Source organism: Actinomyces sp. B33 (genome assembly GCF_028437565.1).
GTDB lineage: Bacteria > Actinomycetota > Actinomycetes > Actinomycetales > Actinomycetaceae > Pauljensenia.
Map to the genome: position 1 here is coordinate 54,223 of NZ_JAMRYR010000003.1, position 22,231 is coordinate 76,453.

Consider the following 22,231-nt stretch of genomic DNA (forward strand, 5'->3'; position numbering starts at 1 on the left):
ACTCGCCCACTGGGCGGCTTCTCACACGTCCGGCCCCCGGTCCGCCGATGCGCCGCGGGTCCGCTTCGCGATACCGTGAGCCCATGACGACCTCCCCGACCCCCCAGCCGCTCCTGCGCACCGAGCTCGGCGACGTCCTGCGCGGACTGCGTCAGCGCCAGGGCCGGACCCTGCGCGAGGTGTCGTCGCTGGCCCAGGTCTCCCTCGGATACCTCTCCGAGGTTGAGCGCGGCCAGAAGGAGGCATCCTCGGAGCTCCTCGAATCGATCTGCTCGGCCCTGGGCGTCCCCCTGTGGTTCGTTCTGCGCGAGGTCTCCGACCGCATGGCCGTCCTCGATGCGGCGATCGTCCCCGACGTGGTCCCCGATGACCTCGTCCCCGTCACCCTCATCAGCTGACGGGTGAAGCTCTCAGAGTTCTGGGAGGCGGTCGACGCGGTGTTCGGCCCCGTCCTCGGGCGCTCGTACGTCCGCGACCTCTATCTGCCGGGTCTGAGGTCGACTGCCGCTGAGGCGCTGGCGGCGGGGGAGGCCCCGGATGTCGTATGGGGGGCCCTCGTCGACGAGACCGGAGCGGGGCAGGAGGCGCGGTGGGTCCATCGGATCGACCCGCGCGAGCGCCCCGGGTCGCTGGGCAGTCGATAAGGGCCCCGTTCGGATCGGATGGGGCAGGTGGATCCCGGCTGGTGCGTGGACGAATGTCCAGCGCGCGTGCGCATGTGAGAGGGGCGCGCGGGAATGCGATGAGGGGCGGTTCCGCGTGCGCAGGGTGTCCCAGAGCACGAGTCTTTTTCTGCCGAGGGAATGTTAGCCTTAACCCGTCCTTGCGAAACTCCCATCACGCAGAATGGATGCTACTCATGAATATCGCACCCCTCGGCCGCTTGGCGGCGGCCGCTCTCCTGGTCACGGCAGTGGGCGTCGTGCCCGCCGCGGCGGCTGTGGCAGCGGTCCCCGGAGCCCCCACGGTCTCCGTCACAGCTGCGACGTGCCACGCGCCGACGAACACGATCTCCCTGTCGGGAGTCGACGAGTCGAAGGCCGCCGATATGCGCCTGGCCGTGTTCGTCGACGGCGCCCTCGAACGAGTCATCGGCAAAGCTTTTAGCCCGATGCTGTTCGTCAACGGCACGCGAGTGTTCGATACTCTGCCGACTCTCGGCGGCGGCAAGACGCCGGCCGACTACTACGGGAAGAACGTGACCTTCGCGGCCTACTACTTCGATAAGGCCAACGAGGCCCCGGAGCGGCACGACGCCACGATCGGCAAGGATAAGTTCATCAAGCTCGCGGAGGCGTCCTTCACCCCGGTCGATCCCGCTAAGGCCTGCAAGACCGAGCTCCCCGCCACCCCGGACGTTGAGATCAGCCGCATCGATGGCAAGAATCGAGTCGAGATCACGGGATTCGATCCCGCGCTGATCGACGGCTACCGCTTCATCGTCTCCATCGGCGACGAGGTCAAGGCGGTCCCGAAGGACCTGTCTCGAGAGATCCTCGCCAACGGCGGCACCTTCAACATCGAGGACTACATCCCCGCTGAGCTTGCTGCGCAGTACTACGGCAAGGACGCGACCGTTGACATCTACTACTTCGACCGCGCCGGCGAATACTCGACGGACACGTACGTCGATCCGGCGAGCGTTCAGCCCGGCAAAGTGAAGGACCGGTTCATCAAGCTCGGCAAGGACGAGGTCCGCCCCGTCGGCGATTCCGAGTGGGCTGAGGAGATCGCCCCTGGCGTTGTTGAGGTGAACACGGAGCATGAGTCGGAGTGGGCTGAGGGCATTGCCCCGGGCGTTGTTGAGGTGAACACGGAGCACGAGTCGGAGTGGGTCGAGGACATCGCCCCCGGCGTCGTCGAGGTCAACACCGAGTACACGGCCGAGTGGGTCGACGAGAACCTCTCTCCCGACACGACCACCCCGGATGCCGTTCCGGCCGATCCGGCCGACGTCGCTGACGCGAAGAAGCCCGCGAAGGCCGAGAAGGGCAAGAGCCTGGCGGCCACCGGTGCCCACACCACGGCCCTCGCCGGGGCCGCGGCCCTCCTCCTCGGACTGGGCGCCGTCACCGCCTACGGCGCTCGCCGCCGCGGAATCTGAGGATGAGCGCAGCGCCTAGTGCGTAGATCCCTCATCGGATCCGGGGGGGCGGGAGTCTCGAATGAGACTCCCGCCCCCCTTTGTTGGCACTGCATCTTTTTCGTCGACACCGCCCCTCCATCTGTCGAGGAGCATCGGTCCAACGGCTCTCTCTGGGAGAGCTTGCGCCTCTGCGCCCCTAGGGCCAACGCCTACGCAATGCTCGTCGAGGATGCCTGGCTCCACCGCTCGCCTCGGCGCGCCGCTCGCATCGAACACCTGTTCCATGTACTCTGTCCACCGGTGACGAACCCCCTCGCGGATCCACAGGAGCCGCCGGCGGGGGATGCAGATGCCCATGGTCCGGCATAGCGTCATCGTGTCGCCCCGGAGAGGGGACGGCTCCCACGGATCAGACCATTCGACGGCCGGAGAGGCCCAGGACTAGGAGGACCCGCTATGGCGGCCACCCGCAAGAACGCATCATCCGGTACCGGGAACGACCGCAACACGGCGCTCGAACTCGCCCTGTCGCAAATCGACAAGCAATTCGGCAAGGGCTCCGTCATGCGCCTGGGGGACGACTCGCGCCCGGCCGTCCAAGTGATCCCCACCGGCTCCCTGGCCCTCGACGTCGCCCTGGGCATCGGCGGCCTGCCGCGTGGCCGGGTCGTCGAGATCTACGGTCCGGAGTCCTCCGGCAAGACGACCGTCGCCCTCCACGCCGTCGCCAGCGCCCAGAAGGCCGGCGGCAACGCCGCGTTCATCGACGCCGAGCACGCCCTCGACCCCGTCTACGCCCAGGCCCTCGGCGTCGACATCGACTCCCTCCTCGTCTCCCAGCCCGACACCGGCGAGCAGGCCCTGGAGATCGCCGACATGCTGATCCGCTCGGGCGGCATCGACATCATCGTCATCGACTCCGTCGCCGCCCTGGTCCCCAAGGCCGAGATCGAAGGAGAGATGGGCGACTCCCACGTCGGCCTCCAGGCCCGCCTAATGAGCCAAGCCCTGCGCAAGATCACCGGCGCCCTGTCGGCCACCGGCACCACCGCGATCTTCATCAACCAGCTCCGCGAGAAGATCGGCGTCTTCTTCGGCTCTCCCGAGACCACCACCGGTGGGAAGGCCCTGAAGTTCTACGCCTCAGTGCGCATCGACGTGCGCCGCATCGAGACCCTCAAAGAGGCCGGCGCACCCGTCGGCAACCGGACCCGTGCCAAAGTCGTCAAGAACAAGATGGCTCCGCCGTTCAAGCAGGCCGAATTCGACATCGTCTACGGCAAGGGGATCTCCCGCGAGGGCTCGATCATCGACATGGGGGTCGACGCCGGGATCATCCGCAAGTCCGGCTCCTGGTTCACCTACGGGGACGACCAGCTCGGCCAGGGCAAGGAGAACGTCCGCCAATTCCTCGTCGACAACCCCGAGCTCGCCGACGAGATCGAGAACAAGATCCTCGTCGCCCTGGGGGTCGCCACGGGAACAGCTCCCGAGGCGGCCAGTCCGGACCCCGACGCCGGTGAGCCTGTCGACCCCTCCGAGGACGCCGGCTTCTGACATCCGCCATGGTTCGTTACACCGACCCCGACGAGCACCCCGACCTCGGGCCGCGCGAGCGCCGACCCGCGTCCTCGCCCGCCGAGCGCCTCGCGCGCCTGAGGGAGAAGAACGCGTCCCTCACGGGGACCGAGGCCGTGGAGGCCGCCCGTGAGGTCGCCCTGCGGCGCCTGGACGCCCGATCCCAGTCGCGTCGCGAACTCCTCGACGCGATGACCTCCAAGGGATTCGCGCCGGAAACGGCCGAGGAGGTCGCCTCCCGACTCGAGGCCGTCGGACTCGTCGACGACCGCGCCTACGCGGCGATGATCGTCCGCGACCGATTCGCCACCACGGGCAGGACCGGTCGAGCGCTGACGGAGGAACTCCGCCGCAAGGGGATCCCCCCGGGGATCATCGACGAGGCCCTCGCCCAGATCGACGAGGACGCCGAACGCCATCGAGCCGCCGACCTCGCCGAACGGAGGCTGCGGTCGATGGGAGGGGTCGACCGGGAGACGGCGTTCCGCAGGCTCTCGGGCATGCTCGCCCGCAAGGGGTACTCCCCGGCGGTCGCCTCGGCCACGATCCACGACGCCCTCGACTCTCGCGGCCAGGAGACGGGCGGCGGGCAATGGCGCGATTGGGAGGCGGATGATGAGCCTTCCTGAGCGAGCGACCGGCGCACTGAGCCCCGTGGACGTCAACGCCCTGGTGGAGGGCCTCACGGCCCGCGGACTGACGATCGCGACCGCCGAATCACTCACGGGCGGCGCCCTGTGCGCCCGGCTCGTCGACGTGCCCGGCGCCTCGGCGGTCGTCCGCGGGGGAGTATGCGCCTACGCCGTCGGCGCCAAAGCCGACATCCTCGGCGTCGATCCCGAGCGCCTGGCCGTCACCGGCCCCGTCGACCGGGAGATCGCCATCGAGATGGCCCGGGGGGCGGTCCGACTCTTCGGAGCCGATATCGGGGTGTCGACCACCGGCGTGGCGGGACCGGGCCCGGACGGCCCCCACCCCGCGGGCACCGTCTACATCGCCTGCGCGCACCCCGCGGGCATCCTCCACGACCGACTCCTCCTATCCGGGGGGAGGGCGCAGGTCCGTGCCGCGACCGTCGACGCGGCCCTCCGCCTCGTCGCCCGTGCCCTCGCATCCGCCGCCCCGACCCGCTGACTCCTCCACGCGAAGAAGACCCGGGGAGAGGACGACAAGGAGGACGGGGGAGAGTATCCTCCTCCGCGCGCAGGGGAAGAAGACCTCGCGCCCATACAAGCCCGCTCACGCCGAACTGGCCTCCTCCACGCGCAGGAGAAGAGGACGCCGGTCCGCCGGTGTCTCGCGAGTGGACGGGGGCTCCTTCGCGCGCAGGGGAAGAAAACCTGCGGACCGTGCCCCGGGCCGCTCGGGACAAGGGCCGGTCGAGCCCGACCGGCCAAGACGACTAGACTTCCCCTCGATGACTACCGCGACCCCCAGCCAGCAGACCGGCGCGCCCTCCCTGCCGCGCACCTACGCCGTACGCACCCTCGGATGCCAGATGAACGAGCACGACTCCGAGCGCATGGCCGGACTGCTCGAAGAAGCCGGACTCGTCCCCGTCGACCGCGTGCCGCAGGCCGCCGCCCGCGCGACCGACGCCGGCGACATGGGGGCCGACGTCGTCGTCATCAACACGTGCTCCGTGCGCGAGAACGCCGCGACGCGCCTGTTCGGAAACCTCGGGCAGCTCGCCGCCGTCAAGCGCGAACGGCCCGGTATGCAGATCGCCGTCGGCGGATGCCTCGCCCAGCAGATGCGCGACGGCATTATCGACAAGGCCCCGTGGGTCGACGCCGTCTTCGGCACCCACAACATCGACGTCCTGCCCGTCCTCCTGCGCCGCGCCGAGCACAACCGCGAGGCCTCCGTCGAGATCGAGGAATCCCTCAAGGTCTTCCCCTCGACCCTGCCCACCCGGCGCGAGAGCGCCTACGCCGCATGGGTGTCGATCTCCGTGGGCTGCAACAACACGTGCACCTTCTGCATCGTCCCCCACCTGCGCGGCAAGGAGCGCGACCGGCGCCCCGGCGAGATCCTCTCCGAAGTCCAGGCCGTCGTCGATCAGGGCGCCATCGAGGTCACCCTGCTCGGGCAGAACGTCAACTCCTACGGGGTCGGATTCGGCGAGCGCGGAGCCTTCGCCGCCCTCCTGCGCTCCGTCGGACGGATCGAGGGCCTCGAACGCGTCCGCTTCACCTCGCCGCATCCGGCGGCGTTCACCGACGACGTCATCGACGCCATGGCCCAGACGCCCACCGTCATGCCGAGCCTGCACATGCCGCTCCAATCCGGGTCTGACGCCGTGCTGCGCCACATGCGCCGCTCCTACCGGCGCGAGCGCTTCATGGGGATCCTCGACCGGGTGCGCGCCTCCATCCCCGATGCGGCCATCACCACCGACATCATCGTCGGCTTCCCCGGGGAGACCGAGGAGGATTTCGCCCAGACCCTCGAGGTTGTCGAGGAGGCCCGTTTCTCCTCGGCCTTCACCTTCCTCTACTCCCCCCGGCCCGGGACACCTGCCGCCGACCGCGACGACCAGGTGCCCGACGACGTGGCCCTCGAGCGCTACCAGCGGCTCGTCTCCCTCCAGGAGAGGATCTGCGCCGAGGACAACGCCGCCCTCGTCGGCCGCGAGGTCGAGATCCTCGTGTCCGAGGGCGATGGGCGCAAAGACGGGGCGACCCGCCGCATCTCCGGGCGGGCCCGCGACAACCGCCTCGTCCACGTCGCCCTGCCCGCCGGCTACGACGCGGAGCGCCGGCCCCGCCCCGGAGACATGATCCGAGCCCGCGTCACCCACGGCGCTCCCCACCATCTCATCGCTGACTCCGCCCTGTCCGGCGGGCTCTTCGAGGTTCGGCCGACCCGCGCCGGCGATGCCTGGCAGGAGCGCCAGGCTGCGCGAACCGAGACGACGGCGGTCTCCCTGGGGCTGCCGAGGCTGCGCGTCGGCGCCTGACCCGCACGACGAGGGCCACCACTAGGACCATGGGTCCGGTCGAGAGGGCGTGTCGGAAAAAGACACCGGTTCGAACCGAGCGAATACCCTCACCGGAGAGACTCCACCGGGGGAGGCGTCATAGGCTGACTGAGTCGCCGACTTCACAACGGGGTGAAGTCGGCGTCGCCTCACGATCGGCGCCGAGCCGAACTCACGCGCCGACGCACTCGCGCAACGACGTCATCGCCTGATGGGAGACCACCAGTCCGCGCCTGACCATCGTGTGGATCTGCCGGTCCGACAGCCCCTCGCCGACGAAGAAGCGCGTGACGAGGACGAACGCCGATTCCCCATCGGATTCCAGGGCGAAGACCGTCGGCTGGAGGTGATCCGCGTTCCACCCGTTCGCCAGCCGCCGGAGCTCCTCGGGCCCCAGCCGCGTCGTCGCCGCCGCGTCGAGGTCCATCCGGGCCTCGAGCTGCATCCACGGGCAGTCCGCGGGCTCCCGGTGAACCTGGAAGCGTTGCCCCTCGATCTGCGTGACGACGACGAACTCGCCGCGCCCATGACTCAGCCCGTCGCCGGCGAGCACCGCCTCGATGCGCTCAAGGGTCACCGGGAGGACCTCGGTGCCCCACTTCGCCGCCGGCTCGTCGGGAGCCGGACCGGCGGCCTCCTCCCGACCGGCGGTAGGAGCCGTCGCAGGGGTCGCGGAGGACAGGTCGAACGGCAGCGGATTCGAGGAATCCCCGTCCAGGGAGAAGGTCTTCCACTCAGGCATCGGCGGCCTCCTTCGACCACGGGTCGGTGAACTGCTCGTCGAGGCGGGCCATCGCCCCGATGGACGCGGTGACGAACTGGCGGACCTCGGCCGCGACCTGCGCGTCGCTGGCGCCCGCGGCCCACGTGAAGGTGTGCTGGAGGCGCACCGTCGCGGGACCCCCCTGATCCCCTCGGATGACGCACACCTTGGGCAGGTAGAGCGTCGCGTTGAGCCGGCCCGCAGCCTCCTCCAGGGCCTCGGCGTGCGCGGGGGAGAACGACCGCGGGTAGTCGGCGACCCCCTGAACGGGGCGCCCCTCGGGGACGATGATCCGCAGGACGCGTCCCGGCAGGATCGCCGCGACCTGGTTCTCGCCCCCGGTGAAGGGCACGATCCCGATCCGGGTGAGGGCCTGGCACACGCGCGCGAGCGTGACGGCGGGGGTGTCGATGGTCGTCATGGGCCCAGACTACCGGTTCCGACGAGGCGCCCCCGCCCGGCGCCGACGGCGAGGAGCGGGAGGACGGGGCCGGTGGAGTGGAGAGGAACGGCATGGAAGGACGGCGAGTAGAGGAGGATCGCCGAGCGGAAGGGATCGGTGGGCGAGGGAATCTGCGCCGAGTGGGGGAGAGACGCCCGGGCGAGGCTCCGTACACTGTCCCCATGCCCACCGACCCCGCACCGCCGACACCGGCCGCCCGCGTCGACGCCGTCTCCTGCCCGCCGCCCGTCGGCTGGACTCCCGATCGGCTGATCGTCGGCGTCGTCGGACCCACCGCCTCGGGCAAATCGGATCTCGCGCTCGACCTCGCCGAGACCCTCCCCGGGGACCTCGGCGCGACCGGCGCGGGCGAGATCGTCGGAGCCGACGCCCTCCAGCTCTACCGGGGCATGGACATCGGCACCGCGAAAACGCCGGTCGATGAGCGGCGCGGCATCGCCCACCACCAGATCGACGTCCTCGACGTCCTCGACGAGGCCTCCGTCGCCCGCTACCAGGATCGGGCCCGCTCCGACATCCGCGCGATCCACTCGCGCGGAGCCGTCGCCGTCGTCGCCGGAGGATCGGGCCTCTACCAGAGGGCCCTCCTCGACGTCATCGACTTCCCCGGCACCGACCCGCGGGTCCGGGCACGGCTCGAAGACCAAGCCGCCGGGCCCCTCGGTCCCCGGGGGCTCCACGAGCGCCTCGCCCTCCTCGACCCCGCGTCGGCCGAGCGCATCGACCCGCGCAACGCCCGGCGGATCATTCGCGCCCTCGAAGTCATCGAGATCACCGGGCGCCCCTATTCCGCGCACATGCCCGACCGGCGCTTCGCCGCCCCCGCGATCATGGTCGCCCCGCGCCACGACCTCGACGCCCTCGACGACAGGATCGCCCGCCGAACCCGGGCGATGTTCGACAAGGGACTCGTCGAGGAGACCCGCGGGCTCGTCGACCGGGGGCTGCGCCGGGCGAAGACCGCCTCCAAGGCCACCGGATACGCCCAGGCCCTCGCCGTCATCGACGGGCGGATGAGCGTCGACGAGGCCATCGACTCCGTCGCCCTGGCCACCCGGCAACTCGCTCGGCGCCAGATCAAGTGGCTGCGCCCCGACCCCCGGGTCGTGTGGATCGACGCCTCCGGGCGCGATCCCGGGAGGATCCTCGCCGAGGCCCGCGCGGCCGTCAGGGAGGCGGCCGACGCCCACCGGAGAACCCATGGGGCCCAGGACTCGGCCGAACCCGGCCTGTGAGCGCGAGCTCCCCTACGCCCTCCTCGACGGCGACGGATCCGACGACCCGCGCCGACTCGCCTGCGCGCTCGGGCCTTCGCCTCGGGCGCCCGGCTGATCGCGTCCACGCGCGCCGACTCGCCTGCGCGCTCGGCCTCAGGCGCCGGGGCGTACCTCGATGATCCGGTACCCCTTCTTCGACGCGAACTTCACCGCCCGGTACCCCCGTCCGCACAGCCACGCGATGAGGGAGTCTGCGCCGAGATTGCGCTGGACGACGAGGTAGGCCCGGCCGTCCTCGGACAGGAGCGAGAGCCACTCGTCCAAGAGGCGGTGCATCGCCTCCTTGCCGATCCTCACCGGCGGGTTCGACCAGATGACGTCGAAGCGGTCCCCGCGCTCGCGGGACGCCGCCAGGGCCTCGTCGGCCGGCGCGACCGTCAGGTTCTCGCAGCCGTTCGCCCGAGCGTTGCGGCGCGTGAGATCCAGCGCCCGGGAATTGACATCGACGGCGAGCACCGCGGCCCCGGGCGACTCCAGCGCCATCGTCACCGCGATGGGCCCCCACCCGCAGCCCAGGTCGAGCAGAGAGCCCCGATCGGGCAGGGAAGGGGCCAAGTCGAGGAGCTGGCGCGTCCCGAGGTCGAGCCTGGAGGCCGAGAACACCCGCGGCGACACGAGCATCCGCAGGTCGTGGCCGCGCGAATCGAGGAGCAGCGTGCGCAGCTCCTCGTCGGCGGCGGGCCGGTGATCGGTGAAGTACTGTTCGTCCACCCCACGAGCCTACCGGGCGTCGGGAGCGCCGATTGCGCCGGCGGCGAAGAACAGCGGGGGAGCGCCTCAGACGACGGCGGAACATGACACACTGAAGCCCGGTCGACACAAGGAGAATCCATGACCCATCCCGCCGAGCACGACGATCCTCGCACCCCGGACGATGCGGCGCGGCGCGCCCAGGACGTCGTCGCGCGGATCCTCGCCCGGCAGGGGACGGCGCTGGCGTCCACGGCGGGGCAGGACCGCAGCGGCGACGAGGGCGACCTCGAGCGCGAGGCCCGGGCCGGCACCCGCCGCGTCCAGGGCCTGGCCCACGACCGCGAGGAGATCTCCGAGGTCGAATACCGCCAGGTCCGCCTCGAGCGCGTCGTCCTCGTCGGACTGCGGATCGACACGACCGAGGAGGAGGCCGAGAACTCGCTGCGCGAACTCGCGGCCCTCGCCGAGACCGCCGGATCGGAGGTCCTCGACGGGCTGATCCAGCGGCGCTCCCAGCCCGACCCGGCGACCTACCTGGGATCGGGCAAGGCCAAGGAGCTCGCCGACATCGTCGCCGCCTGCGACGCCGACACGGTGATCGTCGACGAGGAGCTCTCCCCGTCCCAGCGCCGCGGCCTCGAGGACGTCGTCGACGCGAAAGTCGTCGACCGCACCGCCCTGATCCTCGACATCTTCGCCCAGCACGCCAAATCCCGGGAGGGCAAGGCGCAGGTCGAGCTCGCCCAGCTCGAGTACCTCCTGCCGCGACTGAGGGGCTGGGGCGACTCGATGTCGCGCCAGGCGGGAGGGCGCGTCGCCGGCGGCGCGGGCATCGGGTCGAGGGGGCCGGGCGAGACGAAGATCGAGCTCGACCGGCGCCGCATCCGCACCCGCATGGCCAAGCTCCGCGAGGACATCCGGAAGATGGAGCCCGCCCGGCGGACCCAGCGCCTCGCGCGCCGACGCGGCGCCGTCCCGTCGGTGGCCATCGCCGGCTACACGAACGCCGGGAAGTCGACGCTGCTCAACCGGCTGACCGGCGCCGGGGTCCTCGTCGAGGACGCGCTCTTCGCGACCCTCGACCCCACGGTGCGCCGGGCGACGACCCCCGACGGCCGCGCCTACACGCTCACCGACACCGTCGGCTTCGTCCGCAACCTGCCGACCCAGCTCGTCGAGGCCTTCCGCTCGACCCTCGAAGAAGTCGGCGAGGCCGACGTCATCGTCCACGTCGTCGACGCCGCCCATCCCGATCCCGTCGGCCAGGTCGAGGCGGTCCGCTCCGTCCTCGCCACCATCGAGGGGGCCGCCGACATCCCCGAGCTCATCGCCCTCAACAAGGCCGACCTGGCCACCCCCGAGCAGCTCGCCCTCCTGCGCACCGCGTTCCCCGGGGCGGTCGCCGTCTCGGCTCGCACCGGATTCGGCGTCGACGACCTGGCCCGCGTCCTCGAGGGCATGCTCCCGCGCCCGCGCATCGAGGTCGACCTCGTCGTCCCGTACTCGCGCGGCGACCTCGTCCACGCCGTCCACGAGGACGGGGAGGTCTCCTTCGAGGAGTACGTCGACCGGGGGACCCGCGTCGTCGCCCGCGTCGACGAGGCGCTCGCGGCCCGCTTGCGCGAGGCCGCAGCCAGTAGCGATGACTGAAAGCCCGGGGGAGGGCGCCGCCGGGACCGAGAGGCGTCAGGCCGCCGGGACCCGAAGCCTGGGCGACGAGGCCGCGCGGGTCCTCGCGGGCGTCGTCGAGTCGATGGGAGGGCAGGCCCGCGAGGGGCAGTCCCTCATGGTCGAGCGCGTCTGCTCCGCCATCGAGGAGAGGACCCGCCTCCTCGTCCAGGCGGGCACCGGGACCGGCAAGTCGATCGGGTATCTGACGCCCCTCCTCACCCACTGCGCCCGGACCGGCGTGCGCGCCCTCGTCTCGACCGCCACCCTGGCCCTCCAGCGCCAGATCATCGCCAAGGACGCGCCCCGCGTCGTCGACGAGGTCGCCGAGGCCACCGGCGTGCGCACGAGGGTCGCCGTCCTCAAGGGGTGGTCGAACTACGCGTGCCTCCATCGGGTCGGCGGCAGATACCCCGCCGAGGGGGCCCTCTTCGACATCGCCGACGCCGAATCCGCCGACGCCGAGCCCTCCTCGGACCTGGGCCGCGAGATCCTGAGGATCCGGGAGTGGACGGCCTCGACCGACACAGGCGACCGCGACGACCTCGTCCCCGGGGTCTCCGATCGCGCGTGGCGCTACGCGTCCGTCTCCGCCCGCGAATGCCTCGGGCGCCAGTGCCCCCTCGTCGACGAGTGCTTCGCCCAGGCGGCGCGCGACCGGGCGAACGAGGCGGACCTCGTCGTCACCAACCACTCCCTGTTCGGCATCCACGCGACGAGCGACTCCGACCTCTTCCCCGGCGTCGACGTCATCGTCGTCGACGAGGCCCACGAGCTCGCCGACCGCGTCCGGGACCAGGCGGCCCGCGAGGTCTCCCAGGCGATGATCGGACGCGTGTCGCGCGCCCTGCGGACCCACGCGAAGATCCCCGTCGAGCCGATCGAGCAGGCCGCGGCCGCGCTCGCCGCGGCCCTGGGGCCCCTCGACGAGGGACTGGTGACCGCCCGACCCGAGGCGCTCGTCCTGGCGATGAACGAGGTGGGCGCGGCCGCCCGCCAGGCCGCCACCGCCATCCAGGCGAGCCATGTCGACCAGACAGCCAAGCTCCTGGCGCGCGGGGCGCTCGACGAGCTGCTCGACGCCCTCCGGGCCTGGTCGGACGATCCCGCCCGGTCGATCACCTGGGTGACCCGGCCGGAGGAGTCTGGCGGGGAGAGGCTGTCGATCGCGCCTCTGGACGTCGCCGTCCCCCTGGGGACCGCGGGGTACGGGGACAGGCCGACGATCCTCACCTCGGCGACGCTGGCGCTCGGCGGCTCCTTCGACGCGATGGCCCGGCAGACGGGCCTCATGGTCTCCGACATCGCCTGGGAGGGCGTCGACGTCGGATCTCCCTTCGATGCGGCCCGTCAGGGGATCCTCTACGTCGCGACCCACCTGCCCGACCCGGGGCCCGCCGGTCCGAGCCCCGAGGCCCTCGACGAGCTCGTCGACCTGGTCCGGGCCTCCCGAGGCGGGGCCCTCGTCCTCTTCTCCTCGTGGCGGGCCGCCGAGGAGGGCGTCCGCGCCCTGCGCGAGCGCACCGACCTGGAGATCCTCGTCCAGGGGGAGGAGACGCTCTCCTCCCTCGTCGCCGGGTTCCGCCGGTCGCGCGACTCGTGCCTCGTCGGGACGATGTCCCTGTGGCAGGGGGTCGATGTCGTCGGCGACGCCTGCCGGCTCGTCGTCATCGACCGGATCCCCTTCCCCCATCCGGCGAATCCGATCGCCAAGGCGCGGGCCATCGACGCGGAGAGGAACGGGTACAACGGGTTCCGGTCCGTCTCCTTGACGCATGCGGCGCTCCTCATGGCGCAGGGCGCGGGCCGGCTCCTGCGGTCGACCGACGACCGGGGGGTGGTCGCGGTCCTCGACCGGAGGCTGCGCACGAAGGGCTACGGGGGGTTCATCCTCGCGTCGATGCCGCGGATGTGGCCGACGCAGGATCCCCGAGTCGTCCGCGAGGCGCTGGGACGCCTGTCCCAGGAGCGCCCGCGCTGACCGGGTCGGGGCGCCGGAGCCGGCGGGTCCGCTGATCGGGGGCTGTTGCGCAGGCCGCGACCGGGGGACAATGGGGATGCTCGAAACCTCAGAAGGAGAGAACCCCGTGGAACCCGACGTCAAGACCCTCTACCCCACGAAGTCGGCTGGACGACCCTCGAAGATCGCCGTCGTCGGCGCCGGGGCGGTCGGAACCGCCGTCGCCTACGCGTGCGCGATGCGCGGCGACGCGCGCTCGATCGTCCTCCAGGACATCAACAAGGCGAAGGTCGAGGCCGAGGCCCTCGACATGGCCCACGGCATCCAGTTCACCCCGTGCGGCTCGATCGAGGGCTCCGACGACGTCGAGATCATCCGCGGCTCGGACCTGGTCATCGTCACCGCGGGCGCCAAGCAGTTGCCGGGACAGTCGCGTCTGGAGCTCGCCGGTTCGACGGTCTCGCTGATGAAGAAGATCGTCCCGAACCTGACCGCCGTCGCCCCCGACGCGGTCTTCATGTTCATCACGAACCCCGTCGACGTCGTCACCTACGCGGCGTTGAAGATCACCGGCCTGCCCCGCACCCAGGTCTTCGGGTCGGGTACGGTCCTCGACACGTCGCGCCTGCGCTACCTCGTGTCGCGGGAGACGGGGGTGACGACCCGCAACATCCACGCTTACGTCGCCGGTGAGCACGGCGATTCGGAGGTCGCCCTGTGGTCGTCGGCCGAGATCGGCAACGTCCCGCTCAAGCACTGGGGGCCGACGCTGTCCGGCAGGCTCTTCGACTCCGAGCTGCGCCGGGAGATCGCCGACGAGGTCGTCCAGTCCGCGTACAAGATCATCGAGGGCAAGGGCGCGACGAACTACGCGATCGGCCTGGCGGCGGCCAATATCGCGGGCGCGGTCCTGCGCGACGAGCAGCGGGTGCTGACGATCTCGACGCTCTTGGAGGACTGGGAGGGGATCTCGGACGTGTGCATGGCGGCGCCGACGATCGTCGGCCGCGACGGGGCGGGTCGCGTCCTCACGCCGCCGTTGACGCTCAACGAGCGCGACGGGCTGACGGCGTCTGCGGAGCGGCTGCGCCAGGTCGCCCGCGATCTGGGGTTCTGATCGTCGATTCTGTGAGCACGGGGCCGGAGTCCATGGGGGCGCCGGCCCCGTCCCGCGCGCCACATGCGATGAGGAGCGGGCGCGGGGAGCGGGGGTCGATCACAGGGAGCGGATCACGGTGACGACGCGGCCGAGGACCGTCGCCTCGTCGGCGGGGATGGGGGAGTAGTCCTCGTTGCGGGGCAGGAGCCACACGTGCCCCTGCGAGTGGGAGAGGACTTTGACGGTGGCCTCCCCGTCGATCATGGCGGCGACGATCTCGCCGTCGTGGGCGGTGGGCTGGGATCGGACGACGACGTAGTCGCCGTCGAGGATGCCGGCGTCGATCATCGACTCGCCGCGGACCTCGAGCATGAAGAGGGAGCCCCGTCCGGTCAGGCGCGTCGGGAGCTGGAAGACGTCCTCGACGTACTGCTCGGCGGTGATGGGCGCTCCGGCCGCGATCCGCCCGACGAGGGGGATGCCCGACGAGTCGTCCTCGACGAGGCCGGCGGGCAGGTCGACGGTGACGACCCGGGCGGCGGGGGCCGCCAGGGCGGGTTCCTCGTCGGCCCCGAGGAGTCGGCGGCCGGCGTCGGTGACGTCGAGGGTGCGGGCCCGCGAGTCGTGGCGCTGGATGAGTCCCCGCGATTCGAGGGCGTCGAGGTGATGCTGGACGGTCGAGGGGGAGGCCAGTCCTACGGCGGTGCAGATCTCGCGAACGGACGGGGGGAAGCCGTGGTCGCGGATCCCGGTCTGGATGGCGGCGAGGACCTCGATCTGGCGCTGGGTCGGCTGGTCGTCGCCGGTCATGGCGGGTCCTCTCGTCCGGGTGGGGACGCAGATGCCCATGGGCCCTGGTCCACTGGTTCAGTCAGGCTATTCGAGCTCGGCGCGGATGTGAAACACATGTTCGAGCGGGTCTCGACATCCATCACCATCACTGATATCGTACAGGTGTTCGACGAACATATGTACGATTTCGGGAAGAGGAGGCGCTGATGAGCGCGATGACACTGGTCCCCACCGGGGGCGCCGAATCCCCGAGGCGCCGGCTGCTGGCCGTCGTCCCCGATCCCGTCGACGCCGAGGTCCTGTCGATCGACTCGGCGCCGTCGGCCCGGCGCCGTAGGCGCGCCCAACTCGCCGAGGAGCCGGCGATGCGCCGACGCCCGGCGGCGCCCCGGGCGGGGGATCGGGCGATCCGCGTCCCCCTCGGGCGCTTTCTCATTCATGGCGCGGTCGTCGTCTCCCTCGGCCTGGCGGGGGTCGGCGCCGGGATCCTCGTCCAACCCGATGCCTATGCCGGTCCGACCCGCGTCCACTCGGTCGTCGCCGGGGACTCCATGTGGAGCCTCGCCCAGGGGGTCGACACGGATCGTCCGCTCGAGGAGGTCGTCGTCGATATCGAGCGCCTCAACGGCCTCGACGGGGCCCTCGTCCAGGGGCAACGGGTCCTCGTGCCCGTGCGCTGATCGGCCCGACCGCCTGGGGCCGTCGATCCCCCGGCGGGACGGTCCCGGCCTCGTTCCCCGGGTCTGCGGGGCGGGGCGTTCGCCCACGCGGGCGGGACATCGGAGCGCGTCACCGTGTAGCGTGGGGGAGTGCACTGCCCGTTCTGCCACAACCCCGATTCGCGCGTCGTCGACACTCGCATCGCCGACGACGGCGCCTCGATCCGGCGCCGTCGCGAGTGCACCTCCTGCAAGAAGCGCTTCACCACCCTGGAGACCTCGTCCTTCCAGGTCGTCAAGCGCTCCAGCGTCGTCGAGCCCTTCTCCCGGGACAAAGTCGTCTCCGGGGTCAAAAAAGCCTGTCAGGGGCGCCCGGTCTCCGACGACGACCTCGCGCTCCTCGCCCAGCAGGTCGAGGAGGCGCTGCGCTCGACCGGCGTCTCGAACGTCTCCTCCGACGAAGTCGGTAAAGCGATCCTCCCGTTCCTGCGCGACCTCGACGAGATCGCCTACCTGCGCTTCGCCTCCGTCTACCAGGCCTTCGACAGCCTCGACGACTTCGCCGACGCCATCGCGGCGCTGCGCGACGACGACCCGGATCCGGCTCCCGCCGCCCGCCCCAAACGGCGATCCCCGCGCAGCCGCAAGAGCGCCGACGCCCCGACCCTCCTCGACGACTGACCGCCCGAGCCCAGGGGGACCGGGCGCGCCTCACTGACGGGGCATGCGCTCCGTGAACGCCCGGATCTTCTCGGCGGCCGAATCCGCGGCCTCGAGGATCTGGTCGCGGACCTTGCGCCGCATGACCTTGCCGAGCTGGGAGCGCGGGAGCTCCGAGACGACGACCAGCTGACGCGGCAGGGCGTAATGGGACAGAGACTTGCCCGCCCACTCGCGCAGATCCGCCAGCGTCACCGAGGCCCCGGCCTCCAGGACGATCGCGGCGACGACGTCCTCGCCCGACGACCCCGCCGGGATCCCGATGACCGCGACGTCGCGCACCCCCGGCATCGAGCGGACGGCGTCCTCGACCTGGCTCGGATAGACGTTGAACCCCGACGAGTTGATCATCTCCTTGCGCCGATCGGCCATGTAGATGAACCCGTCGCGCTCCTGGACGAGGTCGCCCGTGCGCAGCCACCCGTCGGCGAAGACCTCCTCCGTCTCGTCCTCGCGCCCCCAGTAGCCGGAGAACACCTGAGGGCCGGAGACGATGAGCTCGCCGACCTGCCCGTCGGCGACGTCGACCGACGGATCCTGCGGGTCGACGATGCGGATGCGCGTCGACGGGAAGGGCAGGCCCAGCGCTCCGGGCCTGCGCGCCGACGACAACGGGGACCCGAGGATCACCGGGGAGGCCTCGGTCATCCCGTAGCCCTCGATCATCAATCCGCCCGTCGTCTCCTCCCAGCGGGCCGCGAGTTCCGGCGACAGGGGCATCGCGCCCGACAGGGAGAACGTCATCGACGACAGGTCCGACTCCATCTCCGCGGCGGTCGTCAACAGTCGCTCGTACATCGGCGGGACCCCGAGGAAGAACGTGCACGGCAGGCGCTTCTGACTGGTGAGGATCATCGTCGTGTCGAACTTGGGGAAGAGGGCTATCGTCGCCCCCAGACTGATCCCCGCGAGGAAGCTGATCGTGAAGCCGAATGCGTGGAACAGGGGTAGGACGCAGTAGAACACCTCCGCCCCCTCGTGGAGGACCGGCACCCACGCCAGGGACTGGGCGACGTTGGCCATCAGGCAGCGGTGCGTTAGGCACGCCGCCTTGGGGGCTCCCGTCGTTCCGCCGGTGTGGATCAGCAGGGCGATGTCGTCCGGCGAGGCCGGGCAGGCGGGCTCCCACGGCCTGGCTCGGTCGACGATGACGTCCCAGGAGCGGGCGCGGGCCGGCGGGACGGCCGTCAGCTCGTCGCGGCGCGCCCGGGCCGAGGCGATCGGCAGGGACAGGAGGAGGCGGCTCATCGGCGGCAGGGCGCGCGTCAGGTCCATCGAGAAGATCCGCACGCCGGGGGCGAGGAAGGAGAGCTTGTCGAGACTCTTCGACCAGGCGACGACGACACGGGCCCCGTGGGATGCGAACTCCTCGGCGAGCTCCTTTTGCGGGGCCAACGGGTTGTGCTCGACGACGATCGCCCCCAGCTGCATCGTCGCGAGGATCGCCTCGACATGCTGCGGGCAGTTCGGCATGACGAGGGCCACCCGGTCCCCGGGGCGCACGCCGGCCTGGGCGAGCGCGCTGGCGCCTCGTCGCATCCTCTCGGCGAGCTCGGCGTAGGTCGTCTGGGAGGAGAAGAAATCGAGGGCGACGCGCTGCGGGTAGCGGGCGGCGACCTCGTCGACCATCTGGGGGATCGTCCGATCGGGGACGGCGATCGACGTCGCCACCCCTGGGGCGTATCCGGCGCGCAGCCGCTCGGTCAGGTCCATCGGCATCCTCCTCGTCTCGAAGAACTCACCCTACGGTACCGTAGGTTGTGAGTGCTCTTCACACACCGAAGAAGAGGTGTCCACGGCCCGGGGCGCGGATGACGACCGCGACGACCACGGCCTCGTCGGCTTCGCCCGGCGCCCGACTCGGGCCGGATGCGGGCCGGCGACGGAGCCGAGCGCCGCCCTGAGCACCTACCAGGGCGTGACGGTCATGCGGATCGTGTCGGGCATCATCCGGATCGTCTCCAGGGCGCCGGTCGGCAGCTGGGACGAGATGTCCGTCAGGGCGTAGCCGATCTGGCCGCGCGTCGACAGGATCTGCCCGCCGATATTCGCCCCCGACTCGGCGAAGGTCTGATTGACGCGGGCCAGGACGCCGGGAGTGTTGCGGTGGATCAGGCGGATCCGGAACCGGGACTCGTCCGAGGCCGGCAGCTGGAGGTTCGGCAGGTTGACGCTCATGTCCGTCGACCCGGTCCGCTCGTAGTCGCCGATCTTCGAGGCGACGAAGCGCCCGATGTCGTACTGGGCCTCCTCCGTCGACCCGCCGATGTGGGGGGTGAGGATCACGTTGTCGAGCCTGGCCAGCGGGGACGTGAAGGGATCTCCGTTGGCCTTGGGCTCCTCCGGGAAGACGTCGACGGCCGCCCCGCCCAGGTGCCCGGAGACGAGGGCGTCGTGGAGGGCGTCGATATCGACGATGAAGCCCCGAGACAGGTTGATGAACATCGCCCCCGGCTTCATCATCGCGAACTCGCGGGCGCCGATGAGGCCGCCGTTGGACTCCCTCCCGTCGACGTGGATCGACACGAGGTCGGCCTCGCGCAGGACCGACTCCATCGTCGGCATCCGCGTCGCATTGCCCAGGGCGAGGCGCTCGGCGGTGTCGTAGAAGATGACGTTGAGGCCCATCGCCTCGGCGAGCACCGACAGCTGGGTGCCGATCGACCCGTAGCCGATGATCCCCAAGGTGCGCCCGCGCACCTCGTGGGCCCCGTCCGCGGACTTGTCCCAGATCCCCCGGTGGAGCCGCGAGTTCTTCACGGTGACCCGGCGCGTCAGATCGATGATCTCCCCGATGGCCAGCTCGACGACCGATCGGGTGTTCGAGTACGGGGCGTTGAACACCGCGATGCCGCGCTCGGCGGCGTGAGCCAGGTCGATCTGATTCGTCCCGATGCAGAAGGCGCCGATCGCCTGGAGGCCCGGGCGGGCGTCGAGGACCCGGGCCGTGACCTCCGTCTTCGAGCGGATACCGAGGTAGTCGACGCCGTCGAGGGCCTCGATGAGCTCGTCCTCGTCGAGGGCGCCGCGCACCCGTTCGACGTCGACGCCGGCGCAGGCGAAGACCTCGTCGGCAGCGGAATGGGGGTTCTCCAAGAGCAATGCGCGCGTCATGGCCCCCATGGTCCCAGACAACGCCTCCTGGTCAAACCGGGGGCCGCCAGGCGGGCGCCGACGGCGGGAGCCCCGCCCCGCTCAGTCCCATTCCTCCATGCCCCGCGGCAGGTCCCCGGAGTGGACGACGCGCACGTCGTGGGTCGCCCTCGTCAACGCGACGAAGAGATCGCCCGGCCCGTCCGCGAGGATCTCCGAGGGCTCGACGAGGACCACCGAATCGAACTCGAGGCCCTTGGCCGCCGCCGCCGACAGGACACACACCCGCTCCGACAGCCCCGAGTCGCCGCGCAGGTCGGCTCCCCAGGCGACGGCGCGCTCCTGGCCGACGAGGACCGCGACCCTCCCCGAGCCGGCCCCCGACGCCTCGTCGAGGCGCGCGCAGGCGGCGTCGACGCCCTCGTGGGCCGCCGCCCACAGGGGATCGCGGTCGCGCGGGGCGGGCCCCGACCCGGGGACGAAACACGTCGAATAGCAGTCCTCGACGTCGCGCACCGCCGTCATCGGGTGGAGCACCGGCCGATCGTTGCGCGCCATGACGGCCTCGGCGAGCGCCGTCAGCGTCCGCGGCGTCCGGTAGGACACGGTGAGCGCGTACTCCGTCTCCAACGCGCGCGCCGCCGGCCCCAGGGCCTGCGCCCACGTGAGCGGCCGCCTCGGGCCGCGCCGCTGGTCGAGATCGCCGACGACGGTGAAGCTGCGCGCCGGGCACCGCCGCAGGAGCGCCCGCCACGCCATGGGCGACAAGTCCTGGGCCTCGTCGACGACGACGTGCCCGTAGGTCCACTGCCGATCCGCCATCGCCCGCTCCGCCAGCGGCGTCCACTCCCCGGGGGGCCGGGTCGAGGCGGCGAGCATCTCGGCGGTGACGATCCCGCCCCCCAGGCCCTGCGACTCGATCGCGCTGCGCGCCCGCGCGACGTCGGACCCGTCGTCGCCGGAGTCGTCGTGCGAGGACCGGCCCCGGCCCGGCATCGGGCCCAGGAGCTCCTCGAGCTCATCGATCAGCGGGACGTCGGCGCTCGTCAGGGGGGCGGTGCGCGCCCGCACGAGGACGGCCAGCTCGTCGCCCCGCAGGGGATGGCCCGCCGCCCCGTTGGCCCGGGCGAGGACCTCGGGGCGCGAGTAGAGGCGCGAGAGCAGGGTCGTCGGCGCGGTCGGCATCCACGCGAGGTTGATCGCCCGGCGCGCGTCCGCGGAATCCCGGATCTCCCCGAGCCAGGCGGTCACCTCGTCGGCCAGGGGGGCGCCGGACGCGTCGACGTCCCCGGCCTCCACGGCGAGGCGCTCGGCGAGGACCCGCATGACGTCGAGGGCGAAGGACTCGCGGGCCGCGTTGTGCGGGCGCCCGGACCTCTTCGCCCGGCGCACCGCGGCCTCGACGTCCCCGCGGCGCAGGACGACCCGCCGGTTCCACACCCGCAGCTCCTGATCCGATTCGGGGATTCGGACGAGTCCGAGGACGGCCTGCTTGAGGATCCGGGACCAGGCCGGCAGCCCCTTGAGGCGGGCCGCCTCGTCGGAGTCGACGCCCCGCGGGCGGACCCCGGGGACGAGGTCGTCCAGCGTCATCGACACGACGCCGGTCTCGCCCAGGGAGGGGAGGACCTGCTCGATGTAGCGCAGGAAGATCCGCGAGGGGCCGACGAGGAGGACGCCGGAGCGCTCGAGGCGCTCGCGCTGGGAGTAGAGGAGGTAGGCGATGCGGTGGAGGGCGACGGCGGTCTTGCCCGTCCCCGGGCCGCCCTGGACGACGACGAGACCGCGTTCGGGGGCGCGGATGATCCGATCCTGCTCGGCCTGGATCGTCGCGACGATATCCCCCATGCGCCCGTCCCGGGCCGCGTCGAGGGCGGACATGAGGGCCCCCTCGCCCTGCAGGTCGAGGTCGCGGGTGCGCGGGTGGGAGGCGTCGAGGAGCTCGTCCTCCAGGGCCGTGACACGACGGCCCCGCGTCGTGATGTGGCGGCGCCGGACGACCCCGGCGGGGTCGACCGCGGTCGCCTGGTAGAAGGGCCGGGCGGCCGGCGCCCGCCAGTCGATGAGAAGGGGGGAGCCGGACTCCTGGGACAGGGAGGCCCTGCCGATGTGGTGGGTCGTTCCCGAGGCCATGTCGAGGCGGCCGAAGACGAGGCGCTCCTCGATCCCCTCGAGGCGGGCGGCGACGTCGCCGAGGTGGGAGGAGATCGCGTCGCGCTCGGTCCACGCCTGGGCGTTGCCGACGCCGTGGACCGCGTGCGAGCGGCGCTGGCGCTCGCGGTAGGAGGCGCGCAGATCGTCGAGGCGCTCGTAGGCGCGGTCGACGAACCCCTGCTCGGGCAGGGGGCCGGTCGCGTCGTGGGGTGGTGTGCTCATCGATGCTCCCGCCTGTCGTTT

Annotated in this window: 20 protein-coding genes; 13 read left to right on the forward strand and 7 right to left on the reverse strand. The window is 71.5% G+C overall.

From position 1 onward, the window contains the following. The first annotated feature begins 83 nt into the window (after window positions 1-83). The 7 genes from M3T53_RS04870 (at window position 84) to miaB (ending at window position 6,626) form a co-directional block, all read left to right on the forward strand. Entirely contained in the window at window positions 84-398 is a 315-nt protein-coding gene (locus M3T53_RS04870) for a helix-turn-helix domain-containing protein (protein ID WP_272433354.1), read from the forward strand. Between the two features lie 3 nt (window positions 399-401). Further along, window positions 402-644, forward strand: a complete 243-nt coding sequence (locus M3T53_RS04875; RefSeq protein ID WP_272433355.1) for a DUF3046 domain-containing protein — start codon at window positions 402-404, stop codon at window positions 642-644. Between the two features lie 215 nt (window positions 645-859). Then, window positions 860-2,104 (forward strand): hypothetical protein, encoded by a 1,245-nt coding sequence (locus M3T53_RS04880; RefSeq protein ID WP_272433356.1) that lies wholly within the window; start codon window positions 860-862, stop codon window positions 2,102-2,104. Between the two features lie 438 nt (window positions 2,105-2,542). Continuing rightward, entirely contained in the window at window positions 2,543-3,643 is a 1,101-nt protein-coding gene (recA, locus tag M3T53_RS04885) for a recombinase RecA (RefSeq protein ID WP_272433357.1), read from the forward strand. 8 nt (window positions 3,644-3,651) lie between these two features. Further along, window positions 3,652-4,293, forward strand: coding sequence for a regulatory protein RecX (locus M3T53_RS04890; RefSeq protein WP_272433358.1), 642 nt, complete (start codon window positions 3,652-3,654; stop codon window positions 4,291-4,293). After that, entirely contained in the window at window positions 4,280-4,798 is a 519-nt protein-coding gene (locus M3T53_RS04895; protein ID WP_272433359.1) for a CinA family protein, read from the forward strand. The genes M3T53_RS04890 and M3T53_RS04895 overlap by 14 nt, the downstream gene beginning before the upstream one ends. A gap of 283 nt (window positions 4,799-5,081) precedes the next feature. Then, complete coding sequence (miaB, locus tag M3T53_RS04900) at window positions 5,082-6,626, forward strand: tRNA (N6-isopentenyl adenosine(37)-C2)-methylthiotransferase MiaB (RefSeq protein ID WP_272433360.1); 1,545 nt, start codon at window positions 5,082-5,084, stop codon at window positions 6,624-6,626. Between the two features lie 193 nt (window positions 6,627-6,819). Here the strand turns inward: miaB and M3T53_RS04905 are convergent, their stop codons facing one another. Then, window positions 6,820-7,389 (reverse strand): YbjN domain-containing protein, encoded by a 570-nt coding sequence (locus M3T53_RS04905; protein ID WP_272433361.1) that lies wholly within the window; start codon window positions 7,387-7,389, stop codon window positions 6,820-6,822. Beyond that, complete coding sequence (locus M3T53_RS04910) at window positions 7,382-7,831, reverse strand: YbjN domain-containing protein (RefSeq protein WP_272433362.1); 450 nt, start codon at window positions 7,829-7,831, stop codon at window positions 7,382-7,384. Before M3T53_RS04910 ends, M3T53_RS04905 begins: the two co-directional genes overlap by 8 nt. Before the next feature lie 203 nt (window positions 7,832-8,034). Between M3T53_RS04910 and miaA the strand changes: the two genes are divergently transcribed. Further along, window positions 8,035-9,108 (forward strand): tRNA (adenosine(37)-N6)-dimethylallyltransferase MiaA, encoded by a 1,074-nt coding sequence (gene miaA / locus M3T53_RS04915; RefSeq protein ID WP_272433363.1) that lies wholly within the window; start codon window positions 8,035-8,037, stop codon window positions 9,106-9,108. Between the two features lie 135 nt (window positions 9,109-9,243). On the opposite strand, the gene M3T53_RS04920 is transcribed toward miaA, so the two are convergent. Next, on the reverse strand, window positions 9,244-9,861 hold the full coding sequence (locus M3T53_RS04920; protein ID WP_272433364.1) for a class I SAM-dependent methyltransferase: 618 nt from the start codon (window positions 9,859-9,861) through the stop codon (window positions 9,244-9,246). A gap of 120 nt (window positions 9,862-9,981) precedes the next feature. Here M3T53_RS04920 and hflX point away from each other — a divergent pair, with 120 nt between their 5' ends. The 3 genes from hflX (at window position 9,982) to M3T53_RS04935 (ending at window position 14,588) form a co-directional block, all read left to right on the forward strand. Continuing rightward, the gene (gene hflX, locus M3T53_RS04925) at window positions 9,982-11,493 is read left to right on the forward strand and encodes a GTPase HflX (RefSeq protein ID WP_272433365.1); all 1,512 of its coding nucleotides are present in this window, start codon (window positions 9,982-9,984) and stop codon (window positions 11,491-11,493) included. Further along, window positions 11,486-13,492 carry an ATP-dependent DNA helicase gene (locus M3T53_RS04930; RefSeq protein ID WP_442866926.1) on the forward strand — a complete coding sequence of 669 codons (2,007 nt, stop codon included), beginning with the start codon at window positions 11,486-11,488 and terminating at the stop codon, window positions 13,490-13,492. Before hflX ends, M3T53_RS04930 begins: the two co-directional genes overlap by 8 nt. Before the next feature lie 106 nt (window positions 13,493-13,598). Next, window positions 13,599-14,588, forward strand: a complete 990-nt coding sequence (locus M3T53_RS04935) for an L-lactate dehydrogenase (RefSeq protein WP_272433367.1) — start codon at window positions 13,599-13,601, stop codon at window positions 14,586-14,588. A 99-nt stretch (window positions 14,589-14,687) separates the two neighbouring features. On the opposite strand, the gene lexA is transcribed toward M3T53_RS04935, so the two are convergent. Next, window positions 14,688-15,380, reverse strand: a complete 693-nt coding sequence (gene lexA, locus M3T53_RS04940) for a transcriptional repressor LexA (protein ID WP_272433368.1) — start codon at window positions 15,378-15,380, stop codon at window positions 14,688-14,690. Between the two features lie 188 nt (window positions 15,381-15,568). Between lexA and M3T53_RS04945 the strand changes: the two genes are divergently transcribed. Together M3T53_RS04945 and nrdR are read left to right on the forward strand one after the other, a co-directional pair. Then, window positions 15,569-16,042, forward strand: a complete 474-nt coding sequence (locus tag M3T53_RS04945) for a LysM peptidoglycan-binding domain-containing protein (protein WP_272433370.1) — start codon at window positions 15,569-15,571, stop codon at window positions 16,040-16,042. A gap of 129 nt (window positions 16,043-16,171) precedes the next feature. Next, entirely contained in the window at window positions 16,172-16,702 is a 531-nt protein-coding gene (gene nrdR / locus M3T53_RS04950; protein WP_272433371.1) for a transcriptional regulator NrdR, read from the forward strand. Window positions 16,703-16,732: 30 nt separating this feature from the next. Here nrdR and M3T53_RS04955 read toward each other — a convergent pair whose 3' ends face one another. From M3T53_RS04955 to M3T53_RS04965, 3 genes are all read right to left on the reverse strand, one after another. After that, window positions 16,733-18,454, reverse strand: coding sequence for an AMP-binding protein (locus M3T53_RS04955; RefSeq protein ID WP_272433372.1), 1,722 nt, complete (start codon window positions 18,452-18,454; stop codon window positions 16,733-16,735). A gap of 195 nt (window positions 18,455-18,649) precedes the next feature. Next, complete coding sequence (serA, locus tag M3T53_RS04960) at window positions 18,650-19,855, reverse strand: phosphoglycerate dehydrogenase (protein WP_272433373.1); 1,206 nt, start codon at window positions 19,853-19,855, stop codon at window positions 18,650-18,652. An 81-nt stretch (window positions 19,856-19,936) separates the two neighbouring features. Further along, complete coding sequence (locus tag M3T53_RS04965; RefSeq protein ID WP_272433374.1) at window positions 19,937-22,210, reverse strand: HelD family protein; 2,274 nt, start codon at window positions 22,208-22,210, stop codon at window positions 19,937-19,939. Window positions 22,211-22,231 lie beyond the last annotated feature (21 nt).